The organism is Roseovarius sp. MBR-79 (genome assembly GCF_053628555.1).
Map to the genome: position 1 here is coordinate 1 of NZ_JBRJGP010000037.1, position 15,113 is coordinate 15,113.

At 64.0% G+C, this 15,113-nt stretch carries 11 protein-coding genes and 2 pseudogenes; 7 read left to right on the plus strand and 6 right to left on the minus strand.

The features are described 5' to 3' along the window. Positions 1-53: 53 nt before the first annotated feature. Positions 54-893: a phospholipase D family protein gene (locus ACSSV8_RS18985; protein ID WP_454283512.1), complete on the minus strand. Its 840-nt coding sequence runs from the start codon at positions 891-893 to the stop codon at positions 54-56. A gap of 938 nt (positions 894-1,831) precedes the next feature. Here ACSSV8_RS18985 and kdpF point away from each other — a divergent pair. The 6 genes from kdpF (at position 1,832) to ACSSV8_RS19015 (ending at position 9,641) form a co-directional block, all read left to right on the plus strand. Then, complete coding sequence (gene kdpF / locus ACSSV8_RS18990) at positions 1,832-1,921, plus strand: K(+)-transporting ATPase subunit F (protein WP_454283513.1); 90 nt, start codon at positions 1,832-1,834, stop codon at positions 1,919-1,921. A gap of 10 nt (positions 1,922-1,931) precedes the next feature. Beyond that, positions 1,932-3,944 (plus strand): potassium-transporting ATPase subunit KdpB, encoded by a 2,013-nt coding sequence (gene kdpB / locus ACSSV8_RS18995; RefSeq protein ID WP_454283514.1) that lies wholly within the window; start codon positions 1,932-1,934, stop codon positions 3,942-3,944. Positions 3,945-4,041: 97 nt separating this feature from the next. Continuing rightward, positions 4,042-5,703 carry a potassium-transporting ATPase subunit KdpA gene (gene kdpA / locus ACSSV8_RS19000; RefSeq protein WP_454283515.1) on the plus strand — a complete coding sequence of 554 codons (1,662 nt, stop codon included), beginning with the start codon at positions 4,042-4,044 and terminating at the stop codon, positions 5,701-5,703. Between the two features lie 24 nt (positions 5,704-5,727). Next, positions 5,728-6,300 (plus strand): potassium-transporting ATPase subunit C, encoded by a 573-nt coding sequence (locus tag ACSSV8_RS19005; RefSeq protein WP_454283516.1) that lies wholly within the window; start codon positions 5,728-5,730, stop codon positions 6,298-6,300. Positions 6,301-6,309: 9 nt separating this feature from the next. Continuing rightward, a complete protein-coding gene (locus tag ACSSV8_RS19010) occupies positions 6,310-8,964 on the plus strand; it encodes an ATP-binding protein (RefSeq protein WP_454283517.1) in 2,655 nt (884 codons plus the stop codon). Then, the gene (locus tag ACSSV8_RS19015) at positions 8,961-9,641 is read left to right on the plus strand and encodes a response regulator (RefSeq protein WP_454283518.1); all 681 of its coding nucleotides are present in this window, start codon (positions 8,961-8,963) and stop codon (positions 9,639-9,641) included. The genes ACSSV8_RS19010 and ACSSV8_RS19015 overlap by 4 nt, the downstream gene beginning before the upstream one ends. Before the next feature lie 124 nt (positions 9,642-9,765). Here the strand turns inward: ACSSV8_RS19015 and ACSSV8_RS19020 are convergent, their stop codons facing one another. The 5 genes and pseudogenes from ACSSV8_RS19020 to ACSSV8_RS19040 all read right to left on the minus strand — a co-directional run. Then, complete coding sequence (locus tag ACSSV8_RS19020) at positions 9,766-10,017, minus strand: hypothetical protein (protein ID WP_454283519.1); 252 nt, start codon at positions 10,015-10,017, stop codon at positions 9,766-9,768. A 162-nt stretch (positions 10,018-10,179) separates the two neighbouring features. Beyond that, positions 10,180-10,854, minus strand: a complete 675-nt coding sequence (locus ACSSV8_RS19025; RefSeq protein WP_454283520.1) for a YcbK family protein — start codon at positions 10,852-10,854, stop codon at positions 10,180-10,182. Between the two features lie 72 nt (positions 10,855-10,926). Next, positions 10,927-11,214: a DUF6127 family protein gene (locus tag ACSSV8_RS19030; protein WP_454283521.1), complete on the minus strand. Its 288-nt coding sequence runs from the start codon at positions 11,212-11,214 to the stop codon at positions 10,927-10,929. A 19-nt stretch (positions 11,215-11,233) separates the two neighbouring features. Beyond that, the gene (locus ACSSV8_RS19035; RefSeq protein WP_454283522.1) at positions 11,234-12,310 is read right to left on the minus strand and encodes a DUF2793 domain-containing protein; all 1,077 of its coding nucleotides are present in this window, start codon (positions 12,308-12,310) and stop codon (positions 11,234-11,236) included. 10 nt (positions 12,311-12,320) lie between these two features. Continuing rightward, positions 12,321-13,580, minus strand: a pseudogene (locus ACSSV8_RS19040) (GTA baseplate fiber-binding domain-containing protein); the annotation flags it as partial. A 105-nt stretch (positions 13,581-13,685) separates the two neighbouring features. Between ACSSV8_RS19040 and istA the strand changes: the two are divergent. Continuing rightward, positions 13,686-15,023: pseudogene (gene istA, locus ACSSV8_RS19045) on the plus strand (IS21 family transposase); the annotation flags it as partial. Positions 15,024-15,113 lie beyond the last annotated feature (90 nt).

Genomic DNA, 15,113 nt, shown 5'->3' on the forward strand with positions numbered 1-15,113 from the left:
GATCTCCTTGGCGGTGCCAGCCGCCGGTTGGGTGGGTTTCGTTCACCCGGAGATTACGCCACCTTCAAATTTCCACCACCTTCGCGACACGACCTCGGCGCAACTGCTTCGTCTTTCTGCGCAACTGAATTGTAGTTCCAGCTCAAAGTCGAGAACACTTGATTTCGGAAGTACGTCGTCTGGTCAATAACTATACCGCCAATCTTGTATCTTGCTTGCGTAAGTCGCAAAACTCCCGGCGCGTGTCCGGGGTTAAGCTGGAGATCGGAGGCAGGAAGGCTCGGTTTTGACCATACCAATTGTCCATAGATCGGAGGCGAGGCAGGCAGCCCACCGGTAGGCGCTGTCGTACCAAGTTTTGGTTTCTTTGTCTTCGTTTTCTTCGGTGAGCCCTTGAACGGCAAGTTAATTCGAGGCTTGCTCGTAGTACTGCCTTGAGTTCCAGAACCAAAGGCAGTCTGCGTCTTGGGATTTCGTTCGTCTTCGAGGATACCCTGCCTCATCAAATCAACGATTTGACGCCCATTTAATATTCGGAAGCAATGCTGTGGGTGATTATTTATAAGATCGTCGAACCCATCCATTATTGCGTCAACAAACGCTTTGTCAGAGGCGTCCGCCAGATCCAACTCGATATCAGATCCGAGTTCAATATTGTTGAACAAACCCGCATGAGTTAAGTTTGCACTACCGACTATAGCCCGTGCCTGGTCATCACCCGTTGCCATAAAGGTCTTTGGGTGAAAAATTCGACTTCTGGTCGCGGTGTCCAGCGCATAGAGTTCAACCCCCAGCTTCAATAAGGCAGCCGTGGCTTGCCCCGTCGTTGAACCGTTGCGTACACCGATGAATGCCCTGCAAACCTTTGCAACTGGACCAAGTGCGGTGGACACCGCTGCAACCCCTGCTGAATTGCAAAATGCAGATGAGAGAACTAGCTGCTCGAGCCAAGGCTGACTTACCAACGAAACAAGTTGGGTTGCGTGTTGCTGTCCGCCTACCAGAGGCTGAAATATTGCTTTAATTCTTGCCACGTCAGAACATCCAAATCCTCAGACTGAAGCCGTTCCCACTAGTGAAAACAGCTTCAAGGCAGTGACGCATGGAGCATCACCAACGGCTTGACTTCTAATCATTATCTGACTTGCAACGCGGGCGCGAGTGCGAAAGGCTGGTCTCGCCATGAAGATGCTGCTTGCCAAGTATGGACTAGGGTATGCTCGCTGGTCCGTTGCAGTTCAGCACGAGCGGCTGGCGCGACAATGCTGTGCGGCAGCTTGAGCTGGAGGACCGTGTTGTAGTGGCGGGGTTCCACCCAGAGGCCTACGCTGATCGCCAGAGAACCGAACTTCACGTGCATGCCAACTGATCCGCTACGCAGGCGAGCGTATCAAACATCGGAATGGTTCGAACCCAGGTCCATTCTACCCGAGCACCACTGAAATCGAAATGTTTAGGTGGCCGCGAAATTATCTATTGTATTTCAGATGGTTGCAGGCTCTGCACCAAATCGGCGCAGTCATCAGGTCCGGAGAATATCGGCCGTCAGAGACCGCTTCCGGGCCTCCTCGCGACGACGCCAGTGCTCAGCCCCTCCCGCATAACCCTCGAAAACAACGAAAAAATCCGGCCGCAGCCGGATGGGGAGAACGCTTTCGCAAGGGAAAGTGGCGGAGGGGATGGGCCTGACGTCCAACCTTCTCCACTTTAAGTAATTGATTAAAAACGGATTTTATGTCGCCCTTATTCCCGACCGCTGAACTTCACATGGCGGCTTTACGCCCATCAAGCGCAGATATCCGAAACGAAACGGTATCTGGAGGTTTGATACATGGGCTTCGATCTCGTGCTCGGTGGCCTCGTTGCCGCCGCGCTCCTTGTCTACCTGCTGGCCGTGCTCCTGCGGCCCGAGCGGTTCTGAGGCGCGCATCATGGCACACCAACACACACCATCGATTTTTTCCGCCGGCCTCATGGTGCCAGCGTTGCGGGACAGCTTCACCAAGCTCGATCCGCGGCAGCTGGTCCGCAACCCGGTCATGTTCACCACCGCAAGCGTCGCGCTGCTGGCGACGGTGCTGCTGGTCCGGTCGTTCGCGTCGGGCGGCGATGTCGCCTTCGAGGCGCAGATAGTCTTCTGGCTTTGGCTCACCGTGCTCTTCGGCAACTTCGCCGAGGCGCTGGCCGAGGGGCGCGGAAAGGCGCAGGCGGCCTCGCTGCGCTCCACCAAGGCGGAGCTTCAGGGCAAGCGGGTCAAGGGCGATTCCGTCAAGGTCGTTCCGGCTAGCGAGCTGCGCGCAGGGGACATCGTGCTGGTCGAGACCGGCGACCAGATCCCAGCCGACGGCGAGGTGATCGAAGGCGTTGCCTCGGTCAACGAGGCGGCGATTACCGGGGAATCCGCGCCGGTCATCCGCGAGGCGGGCGGCGACAGATCTGCCGTCACGGCGGGTACGCGCGTGATCTCCGACTGGATAAAGGTCAAGGTCACGGTCGAACCCGGCGAAGGGTTCCTCGACCGGATGATCAGCCTCGTCGAGGGTGCGAGCCGCGCCAAGACGCCCAACGAGGTTGCGCTGACGGTGCTGCTGACCGGGCTGACGCTGATCTTTCTGATCGCCGTCGGCACGTTGCCGGCCTTCACGGCTTACGCGGGCGGCGCGATCTCCGTGCCGATCCTGGTTGCCCTGTTCGTGGCGCTGATTCCGACGACCATTTCGGCGCTGCTCTCGGCGATCGGCATCGCAGGCATGGACCGGCTGATCCGCTTCAACGTCCTTGCCAAGTCGGGCCGTGCGGTCGAGGCGGCAGGCGATATCGACACTCTGCTTCTGGACAAGACCGGGACGATCACGCTTGGCGACCGTCAGGCGACCGATTTCCTGCCGCTGTCGGGCGTCCGCGAGGGTGAACTCGTCGAGGCCGCGCGCCTGTCCTCGCTGGGGGACGAGACGCCCGAAGGCCGGTCCATCGTTGAATTGGCCGGCAAGGGTGACGCGGCACCGGAAGGAGCCGAGGTGGTGACCTTCACCGCGCAGACCCGCGTCAGCGGAATCGACATCGGGGAGCGCAAGATCCGCAAGGGGGCGGTCGACGCGATCCTGAAGCTGCATGATTTCGATGCAGTTGCCGTCAGGCAGATCCGCACCCTCACCGAAAAGATCGCGCGCGCCGGTGGCACGCCGCTGGCCGTGGCGGACGGCACCCGGCTTCTGGGCGCGATCAACCTCAAGGACATCGTCAAGGCGGGCATCAAGGAACGCTTTGCCGAGTTGCGGCGGATGGGTATCCGGACGGTGATGATCACCGGGGACAACCCGCTGACGGCTGCGGCCATCGCGGCCGAATCCGGTGTCGACGATTTCCTCGCCGAGGCAACTCCGGAGGACAAGCTCGAGTTGATCCGCAAGGAGCAATCCGGCGGCAAGCTGGTCGCCATGTGCGGCGACGGGACGAACGACGCGCCCGCTCTGGCCCAATCCGATGTCGGTGTCGCCATGAACACCGGCACCCAGGCCGCGCGCGAGGCCGGCAACATGGTCGACCTCGACAACAACCCCACCAAGCTCATCGAGATCGTGGGGATCGGCAAGCAGCTGCTTATGACACGGGGGGCGCTGACCACGTTCTCGATCTCGAATGACGTGGCCAAATATTTCGCCATCCTGCCGGCGATCTTCGTGGCGCTCTATCCGGGCCTCGACGCGCTGAACGTCATGGGGCTGTCGAGCCCGCAAAGCGCGATCCTGTCGGCGATCATCTTCAACGCCGTCATCATCCCGCTGCTGGTCCCACTGGCGCTGCGCGGGGTGACCTATCGCCCGCAGAGCGCATCGCGCCAGCTTGTCCGCAACCTCGGCATCTACGGCCTCGGCGGCCTGATCGTCCCCTTCGTCGGCATCAAGCTGATCGACGTGGTCGTATCCGGCCTCGGCCTCGCGTGAAGGGAGACGCACATGATCATTCTTACCTATGCACTCGGGATTGCGATCTTCGCCGCGCTGATCGGCGTCGTGACCCGGCTTTTCGAGGATTGAACAGATGGAACACGTCTTTATCGTTGCCCTGATCATCGGTGGAACGGCGCTCCTGTCGCTGCCGCTGGGTGCCTGGATGAAACTGGTCATGGACCCAGGCTCGGACCGGATGACGGGCTGGACCAGCCTCTTCGGGCGGATCGGTGGCGCCACCGAGGAGCAGGGCTGGAAGCGCTACCTGGTCTCAATGCTGATCTTCAACGCCATCATGTTCACAGTGACCTTCACGATCCTCGCGTTGCAGCAATACCTGCCGCTGAACCCGGACGGGATGGGGCCGCACGACCCTACACTGGTCTTCAACACAGCGGCGTCCTTCACGACCAACACGAACCTGCAGCACTATTCGGGCGAGGCTTCAATGAGCTACCTCAGCCAGCTTGCAGGGCTGATGTGGCTGCAGTTCGTCTCGGCCGCCACGGGCATCGCGGCGTTGGCCGCGCTGGCGCGCGGTATTGCCGGGCGCACGAGCTTGGGCACCTTCATGATCGACGTGCAGCGGGCGAGCTTTCTTGTGCTGCTGCCTCTGGCACTGATCGTCGCACTGCTGATGGTGCTGATGGGCATGCCGATGACGCTGCAAGGCTCTGCGGTGGCCACGACGCTCGAGGGGGTGACGCAGACCATCGCGCGCGGCCCCGTCGCGGCATTCCTGACCATCAAGCAGTTGGGCACCAATGGCGGCGGCTTCTTCGGCCCCAATGCCACGCATCCGCTGGAGAACCCCAGCTTCTGGACCAACGGGTTGGCGATGATCGCTATCATGCTGATCCCGATGGCCTGCGTCTGGATGTTCGGCGGCATTCTTGGCCGGATGAAGCACGCCACCGTCATCTTTGCCGTGATGGCGCTGTTCATCCTGGTCAAGATCACGGTTTCGGTGACCTTTGAATCCGCGCCGACACCGGCCTTTGCCGAACTGCCCGTGTCCACGGAAACCGGCAACCTCGAAGGCAAGGAGCTGCGCTTCGGCGCCACCGGCGGGCCGCTCTGGGCAGTGCTGACCACCTCCACCTCGAACGGGTCGGTGGGCGCGATGCACGATAGTCTCAACCCGCTGACCGGCCTGATGCCAATGGCGGGCATGTGGCTGAACGCGACCTTCGGCGGCGTCGGCGTGGGGATGATCAACATGTTCTTGTATATCGTCGTGGCAGTCTTCGTGGCGGGCATGATGGTGGGGCGCACGCCCGAATACCTGGGCCACAGAATCGAGGCGAAGGAGGTGCGTCTGGCCATCCTCGCGTTGTTCTCACACGCGGTCCTGATCCTTGGGCCCACGGCACTATTCGCCGCGACCTCGCTGGGCCAGTCCACGGTGCAGGACCTCGGGCCGCATGGCTTCTCCGAAATCCTCTACGAATTCTCGTCGGCTGCGGCCAACAACGGCTCGGGCTTCGAGGGGCTGGGGGACGGCACCTGGGCCTGGAACATCGCCACCGGCGTCGTGATGCTGCTGGGCCGTTACCTGCCGATCATCTTGCCGCTCGCCATCGTGGGCAGCCTGATGGCCAAGCGCCGAGCGGCGGAGAGTGCCGGCACCCTCGGCGTCGAGGATGCGACATTCGGCACGATGCTTGGCCTGACAGTCGTCATCTTCGGCGCACTCACCTTCCTTCCGGCAGCGGCCCTTGGCCCGCTGGCCGAACACTTCTCGCTGCCCTGAACGGCACGGACAGGAGACAGACTCATGAATGACATCATCTCGGGGCTTCGCGTCACGGCCGCCACCATGGCGATCTGCGTCGCCGGCTATACCACGGTGATCCTCGGCTTCGCGCAGGCCGTGACACCGGCCACCGCCAACGGATCGCTGATCACCAGCCAGGACGGCACGGTGATTGGTAGCCGCCTGATCGCGCAGGGGTTCACTGCGCCGGAATATGTCTGGCCGCGCCCATCGGCGGTGGATTACGACGCTGCCGGCGCGGGCGGGTCGAACCTGTCGCCCGCCAATCCCGAACTGGCGGAACGCGCGCTGGCGCTGATCGCGGCCCATGGTCGGGACGGCACCCCGATCCCTGCCGATCTGGTGACCGCATCGGGCGCGGGGCTGGACCCCCACATCTCGCGAGAGGGTGCGCTGTTTCAGGTGACCAGGGTAGCCGAGGCGCGCGGGGTCGAGCCTGCAGCCGTCCGGGCGATTATCGACCGAATGTCCCATCGGCCCGGGGGGTTCTTTACCCCGGCGCCCATCGTCAACGTCCTGGAGCTGAACCTTGAACTCGATGCGGAATTGGTAAGTCCCGCGAGCACAGAGTAAAACAGTGCCATGACAGATGACTCCCGCCCCTCGCCCGATGCCCTGCTGCGCGAAGCTCAACGCGAGGGGCGTGGCACCCTAAAGATCTTTCTCGGCGCCGCACCCGGCGTCGGGAAAACTTACGAGATGCTTCTCGAAGGCGCAGAAAAGCTTGAGGCCGGCGCGGATGTGGTCATCGGCATTGTCGAGACCCACGGCCGGAAAGAAACCGAGGCGCTGGTTTCGCCGTTGCCGGTGATCCCGCGCAAGTCCATCGATTACAAGGGTCAGACCCTGACCGAGATGGACCTCGACGCCGTTCTGGAGCGCCATCCGGAAATTGTCCTCGTCGACGAGCTGGCGCACACCAACGCTCCTGGCAGCCGCCACCCCAAGCGATGGCAGGATATCGGGGAGCTGCTGGCTGCGGGCATCGACGTGATGACCACGGTCAACATCCAGCACGTCGAAAGCCTGAACGACGTCGTCGGCAGCTTCACCCATGTCCGGGTGCGGGAGACCGTGCCCGACAAGGTGTTCGAGAATGCCGAGATCGAACTGATCGACCTGCCGCCCGAGGACCTGATCAAGCGCCTGGATGCCGGGAAGATTTATGTGCCCGACCAAGCCCGCCATGCGCTTGAACACTTCTTTTCCAAGGGCAACCTGTTGGCTTTGCGCGAACTCGCCCTGCGCCATGCCGCGCAATACGTCGATGCGCGCATCCAGGAACACAAGAGCGTCACCGGCAAGGAGAACGGCTACGCCGGTGGGCAGCGCATCCTTGTCGCGATCTCGGAAGCGGCAGGTGGAGAGCAGGTCGTGCGAGCCGCCAAAAGGCTCGCCGATGCCCTGAAGGCGCCGCTCATTGCGCTCTACGTCGAGACGCCAAGGGCCGGGCGGTTCAGCGACGCCGAGAAGACCCAGCTTGCCCGCAACCTGTCACTCGCTGCTTCTCTGGGGGCCACCTTGCAATCCGTACCGGCCACCTCGGTTCAGGAGGCTATGCTGGCCCAGTGCAAGGAGTTGCGCGCCACGCAGCTGGTCCTTGGCAGATCGCGTGGCAAGGGCGGCTGGTTCAGGCGGCGCGATGGAATCGTTCAGGACATCCTCGACGGGACGACCGGCATCGCCATCCATGTAATCCCTTTTCTGGACACACCACGCGGGCGGGACTGGCGGCGGCTGTGGCCCCACGGCAGTTGGACCGGGGACGTGGTGGCAATCGGGTCGGTTGGGGCATTGACGCTTGCCGCATTTCTTGCGCAGGGCTGGATCAGTCGCGGCCCGATCGATCTTCTCTACCTGCTGCCTGTCATCTTCAGCGCCAGCTTCTACGGCTTCCGTGCCGGATTGATCGCTGCCATCGCAGCAGGCATCGCCTATAACTTCTTCTTCCTTCCCCCGTTCTACACGTTCATCATCTATGGCCCGGTGAACATCATCACGGCGGTGTTGCTCGTGGTGGTCGCGATCATCACCGGACAGCTGGCGGCACGCGCACGGGCTGCCGCCGCCCTTGCCATGCGCAGCGCCCGCGAGAACGCCGGTCTCGCCCGTTTCGCCACGCGCCTTGGCGCCGCGAGCACCACGGAAGAGACGGCGCAGCTCATAAGAGATGAGCTTCGGTCGTTGTTGGCGGTGCAGACCATCGTGCTGCACCGCTCCGGGGACAGCGTCGAGATCAGCGCGTTCGGGCAGACCAAACCGAAACTGAGCCCCATCGATCAAGCGGCGGCCGAGTGGGTGATGGAGCACGGAGAGGACGCCGGTTTGGGAACCAACACCCTTACGGCCAGCCAATGGCAGTTCCGTCCCCTCAAGACGTCCCTCGGAACGCTCGCTGTCCTTGGGTTTCGCGGTCCTCCCGGTCGCGACCCCATTCCAACCGAGCGCGCGGCTCTGGCCGAAAGCCTGATCGACCAGGCCGCACTGGCGCACGAGCGTCTGAAGCTGGAAACCGACATGCGCGAGATGGAGGTGGTGCGCCAGCGCGACTCCTTGCGCGCGGCGCTGCTCGCGTCGCTCAGCCACGACCTGCGCACACCGCTCACGGCCGTGACCGCGGCGGCCGAGGCGCTCTCGGCAACAGGTGACGAGGCCGAACTGGTCGAGACAGTGCGCAGCGAGGCGCGCAGGCTGAACCGATTCCTGTCCGATCTGCTGGACCTGACGCGTATCGAGGAAGGCGCAGTCACGCCCGATCTTGTCCCGACGGATCTGACCGACGTGATCGCTTCGGCGGTCGGCGACCTGGCCAAGACTCTGGCGGGACGAAAGGTGCAGACATCGATCGACCCGAACCTGCCTCTCGTGCGGGCCGATGCGGTTCTGCTGAACCACGCGCTCCTGAACCTCGTCGACAATGCGGCCAAGTATTCGCCGCAGGAGGAACCGATCGAGATCATCGCGCGGATGGGGCGGCGCGGCCCGGTGATCGACGTGCTCGATGGCGGCCCCGGCATTCCCCAAGGCAGCGAACAGCGCATTTTCGACCGCTTCGCCCGCGGCGAGACGTCGGATCGCACCGGCGGATCGGGGCTCGGCCTTGCCATCGTCAAGGGATTCGCGGAAGCGATGGGCTTCACGGTCGAGGCCGCGCGGCGCCAGGGCGGCGGATCGCGCTTCACGATCCGCATCCCGCATGATGCAACTGTCCATGTGTCGATGGAGGACATCGCGTGAGCGGGCACATCCTGATCGTCGACGACGAAATGCCGATCCGCCGCCTTCTTCGTGTGGCCATCGAGCGCAGCGGATATGCGACCGTCGAGGCGGATTGCGGGGCGGCCGCGCTCGATGCCCTGCGCCGGTCCGTGCCGAAGCTCGTGCTATTGGATCTAGGCCTGCCCGACCGTGACGGGCTGGAACTGATCGGGGCGTTCCGCGAGAAACTCGTCCCGATCATCGTGCTGACGGCCAGGGAGGCATCGAGCGAGAAAGTCGCGGCCCTTGACCTTGGTGCTGATGACTATGTCACCAAGCCGTTCGACAGCGAGGAACTCATGGCCCGGATAAGGTCATGCCTTCGCAGGGCAGATCAGAGCCACGGCCACCTGCGCAAGCTGACGGCTGGCCCGGTCACCATCGACCTCGATGCTCATGGCGTATGGAAGAATGAAGCCGAGGTGAAACTCACGCCGAAGGAGTTCACACTTCTGGGCGTTCTCGCCAGCCATCCGGGCAAGGTCCTGACCCATTCGCACCTTCTGCGAGAGGTCTGGGGCCCGGCTCACACCGACCATGTCGAATACCTACGCGTCACCGTCCGGTCCTTGCGCAAGAAGCTCGAGGAAGACCCGTCGGCTCCGAGGCTGATCCAGAATGAGCCCGGGGTCGGATACCGATTTGTCGAACGGTAACGACCGCAAAACCGTTGATGACTAGTGAGGTATTGCGCAGACCGAGCATCTGCCAAGGTCGGCTCTGTACTGCGGCGTCCATTTTGGGATTCCCCATTGCTACCTCGGCGTTCGGAGCCGTCGGCTATCGACATGCCCGCGCCTGGTCGCGCATCACAGCGTAGTCGGCCAGCATCTCGCCGATGGTCGAGCCGTGCGGCAGCAGGGCCAGTTCCTCGGCAGCCCTCGCTTGAAACTCCCGGCCATACTCGACCACGGGTGGGCACGTCGCGAGCCTGCCGTCCTCAGAACGAACCGTCGCGCAGCCGCTCAGCAAGCTCGTCGCGATCGCGAGGGCGGTGAGACGCCGCTTCCAGCATCCGGCGTTGGACGTCATTGGCCTTCTCCGTGGTTTCAAGGCGTTCGGCGAGGCGTCCTGCTCGCTCCCCGGAGCGCCGAAGCGAAAGCAGGAACAGGAGCACGGCGAGTGCTATAGACGCGTAGCGGAGGGCCGCACGCACCCATGTGCCCGCGGCGATCCCGGTGAGGAGCCCGCCGATCACCGCCGCCCCCGCTTCCAGTCATCGAGCCGGGCGTAGATCGTGACCGCAATCCCGCCGAGCGCCACGGCGATGAACACCCAGCGCAGGGTGTCGAGATACGGCACAAGCGGCAGGATTGCGGATTGGGTCTCGGCCAGGACGCTCTGCGCAACCTCCACCCCGGCCGCGCCGAGCGTCGCGACACCCGCCGCGCCACCACCCTTCATGGTGCGGCTGTCAGCCAGCACTTCGCGCGCAAGCGGCGTCTCGGCTGCGAAGGCCGTCACCCGGACCGGGAAGCGCTCACCCCATTGCCGCGCGGGCCCGAGATCGACATGGATGAAGCCCGAACGCGGGTAGAAGCCGAAGCCGAGGAACCCGACCTCGCGCGCCGCCGCCTCGAAGGCCACCGGGTCGTGGTTCGCCATGGCGATGTCGAAGGCGGCACCGTCGAGATGCTTCGACCGGGTCGCGCCGCCGACGGCGCGGTTGTGCTCGGGGCTGCGATAGGCGGAGCGCACGATCAGCGGCTTGCCCAGCCGGTCACGCAGCGCCTGCAGCTTGTCGAGCGCCGACTCGTTGATCAGCAGCTTGCCGGTGCCCCGGCAGGCGATCTCGGCGGGTGAGAAGTTCGGCCAGCGCCAGGAGCTTTCTGGCACGTCACGCCAACGGCGGTGGAAGGTCGTGGTCATGGGGTCCTCCGAAACAAAAAGCCCGCCTCGAGGGCGGGTGCGGTTGGGCTGATGGTTTGGGGTGTTGAGCGGCTAAGGACTGCCGCCGAAGATCTTCAGCTTGATGGCGATGCCCGCCAGCAGCGCCAGCATGACACCGGTTGTGATCATGCGGACGGCGGTCTGCATCGCGGTGCGGCGCACCAGGCGGATGCAGTCCACCAGGGATCGCAGATCGCGGATGTCGAGCGCGGCCTCGTCGCCGTCGAGACCGACATCGGCCAGCGCACGCTTCGCGCCTTCCTCGGCCGCCCGCGTGAGGATCGCCTCGAACTCGGCGTCGGGCATGCGGACGTAGCCCTCGGATCGGGGTGGTGTCATCGGATCCTCCTTGCGCCGCTCAGCCGACCTTGCAGCCCCAGAAGGACGTGTGATCGGCGGCGAAGTAGCCGTCCGCGACCCGGAAATACCCCTGCAGCTCGACGGTATCGCCCGCAGTCAGCGGGACCATGGTCTGCAGCCAGATCGCGGTGGCGAGCGAGACGTGGGTGGCGGAGATTTCGCCGAGGGAGCCGCGGATTTCGGTCGTACCGTTCAGGACGAGCCGCCCGCGCATGCGGGCCGTGGCGCTGGCGTTGATCTTGTAGAGCAGCGTCGCGCCGAAGAGGTAGGTGCCGTCGACCGGGGCCACGAAGTGGTTGTTCGCGGCGTCGAACGCCCCCTGATCGTTATAGTCGGTGTTGTTGAGGCCGATCTTCGTCCAGGTGCCGACGCCGACATAGTTGTCATAGTTGGTGTACGCCTTGAAGCGCGGCAGCCGGGGCTGGTCGACGATGCCGGTGGCGTTGTCGACGCTCAGCCCGTCGAAGAAGGTGCTGCCGTCGGCCGAGACCGCGAGCCGGAAGCGGTCCGAGCCGAAGAGGCCGACCAGCGCCTTGGTCACGAAGCCGGTTTGCAGCGTCAGGCCCAGATCGTCGCCGACCGCCTCCTTGTTCATGATGTAGAACAGATCGCCCGTGCCGCCCTCCGCCACGGTCTTCGCCGTCCAGAGCGCGGCGTTCAGCTTGGCCGAGAACGGGTTCGACGCATCGGCCGTGGTGCCCAGCCCGATCAGCGCCATGTTCTGCAGCGTCGCGGGCGTGGTGCCGATCCAGGTCGCGCCGTCGTAGACCAGCAGCAGCCCCTCGTCCTCAATCCAGGCCCGCCACCCGGTTCGTGGCGGCAGGCGCAGCCAGGTGCCGTCGGTCCAGAGCGCGACATTCAGATCCCAGCCGGCCCAATCGCCCGTCGCGCCGGAGCCGACGATGTAGCGGTCGCCATCGGCCGGAGAACCGGGCGGAGCCGTCAGGTCCCGGTCGAGGACGGTGAGCTGCACGTGCCCGTCGAGGATCCGCAGTGCCTCGTTGTGGGTGACATGCTTCTGGGCCTGCGCCGCCAGGATGTAGGGCAGCAGCAGATGGGTCGTGGCGTCGGACATGGGGTGGCCTTCAGAACGTGAGCGTGACGGTTTTCGGCGCGCCCCGCCCGACCAGGGCGGAGAGCTGGAAGATGCGGATGTCGAGGGTGTCGCCGGGGCCGAGTGGCGCGCCCCAGTCAGCGGTCTGCTGAGCGGCGGTGTAGAGCGCGCTGGTCGTCGCCGTGCTGAGCACCCGCTTCACGGCGGGGCCGTCGAGGATCTCCACCTCGTAGGCTTCCAGTTCCTCCGCGAGCGGCACCTCGAGCCCGCCCCAGCTGTCGGCCGCGAGCGCGCGAGACCGGCGCGTCCAGCGGATCGTCAGATCGCCTGGCGAACGCGACGCGCGCCACGGTTGCTCAACATGGGCGACGGAGAACGGCCGCAGCCCCACGCCCTCCGGCGTGAAGGCCGGCGCGACGTAGGTCTCGTCGGTCACAGGGCGGCTCGCGGGGCCGATGCGCCAGTTCCACGGGATGCCGAGATCGGCCTCGGCGATCGGCAGCGCCGCGAGGCTGTCGTCAAGCACGACCACCCGCGCGCCTGCCGGAGCCGGGTTGCCCATCGCGCCCTCGGTGCCGCGCTGACCGCGCAGGAGCCGGGTCAGACGATACCGGCCGGGCGCCAGCAGTTCCGCCGCGCCCGCCTGCACGATCTCCCAGACGCCGGACGCGCTCTCGATGGCCAGCGCGTTGGCCCCTCCGAACAGGGTCAGGTCGGTGACACTTTCCAAGGTGCCAGTGAGCAGATCGACCACCAGCGCGTTTCCGAGATCGAAACGCGAGCTGGGACCCGGATAGAAGTCGTTGACCAGAGCCCCGATCCGGGCGCGACTGCCGAAGGTGGTCAGCAGCGCGAACCCGTCCGTCGACGGACTGCGGAACACCGCCATTTCTCCCGGCCAGGGAACCGCGTGCGCCGCGACCAGCGGCCGATGCGCGGGCTGGTCCTCGGTCAGCTGCGGCAGGTCCATCAGCACCGCATCCGGCGCGCCGAACACCACGGCCCGCGTCAGCGACGCCGCGCGGGGATCGCCGGGCGGCAGATCGTAGGTCGCCCGGTCCTGGCGGACTGCCTCGATGCCGCGCGCTTCGGCGTCGGCGATGGAGACGAGCCGCAGATCGACCAGCCGCCCGTCATGCGCGAGCCGGATCGCGTCGGCCGGATCCAGCGCGAGCCGCGAGGGCGGCAGACGGAACGCCGCCGTCTCGCGCCCCACCCACGCCTCCATCAGCGCGCGGCGGCAGCGCCGCTCGGCCTCCTCGGGCGGCACTGCCATCGGAAAGTGTTGATTGTCACTGAGAACTGACCCGGCAACAGCAGAAATTGTCATTGAGAATTGACCCATGTGCAACCTTGCCCCGGCTTGAATCAGCAGGGGGCACATGGAGTGATAGACATGGGATTTTTGAAAGTTATTCGGCGATGGGCGCTGCGAGAGAAGATGCCCATTCGTGAGATCGCGCGGCGGACGGGCGTGTCTCGCAATACGATCAAGAAGTATCTGCGGGAGGGGATTGTTGAGCCTGCGTTTCAGGCGCCGGATCGTCCCAGCAAGCTCGACCCTTATGCTAAGCATCTTACAGCATGGCTGACGGCTGATCAGCGTAAATCCCGCAAGGAACGCCGGACGGCGAAGCTTATGCACGCCGATCTGGTAAAGCTTGGATATGACGGTTCTTACGAACGTGTTGCGGCCTTCGTGCGGGAATGGAAGGGTGAACGACAGCGCGCGCATCACACGACAGATCGCGGGACTTTCGTGCCGCTGGTGTTCGCGCCGGGTGAGGCTTTCCAGTTCGATTGGAGCGAGGACTGGGCCTATGTCGGCGGCGAGCGTATCAAGCTGCAGGTTGCCCACATCAAGCTGTCGCACAGCCGCGCGTTTCTGGTGCGGGCCTATCTGCTGCAAACGCATGAGATGCTGTTTGATGCCCACTGGCATGCATTCCGCGTCTTTGAAGGCGTCCCTGGGCGTGGCATCTATGATAACATGAAGACAGCCGTCGACCGGGTTGGCGTTGGCAAACAGCGCGATGTGAATGCGCGGTTCCTGGCCATGACCAGCCACTACGTCTTCGATCCTGAGTTCTGCAATCCAGCGGCGGGTTGGGAGAAGGGTCAGGTTGAGAAGAGCGTGCGTGATGCCCGACATCGCCTATGGCAGGTTGCTCCTGTCTTCCCAGACCTTGCTGCGCTGAATGAATGGCTGGAAGATCGTTGCAAGCTGCTGTGGGGTGAGACGGCACATGGCACACTGCCTGGCAGCATTGCTGATGTTTGGGAGGCCGAGAAGTCTGCCCTGATGCCCCTGCCCACGATGTTTGATGGTTTTGTAGAGGAGAGAAAGCGCGTATCGCCCACCTGCCTGATCACTTTCGATCGCAACCGCTATTCCGTGCCCGCCAGCTTTGCAAACCGGCCGGTGAGCCTGCGCATCTATCCCGAACGGTTGGTGATTGTCGCCGAAGGCCATGTCATCTGCACACATCAGCGGATCATTGATCGATCCCACCGTCAGCCTGGGCGCGTCATCTATGACTGGCGCCATTATCTGGCGGTCGTTCAGCGCAAGCCCGGGGCGCTGCGCAATGGCGCGCCCTTCGTCGAAATGCCCGAACCCTTCCGCTTGCTGCAGGCGAAGATGCTACGGCAGCCCGGCGGAGATCGGGAGATGGTCGATATCTTGTCACTGGTCTTGCATCACGATGAACAGGCGGTGCTCTGCGCGGGAGAGTGTCCGATCTTTTGTGTATGAGTGATCCGGTTCATGCTTCACCAAAAGGAAGCATGAATGACCATCTCGAAAGAAATCCTGGACGAACTG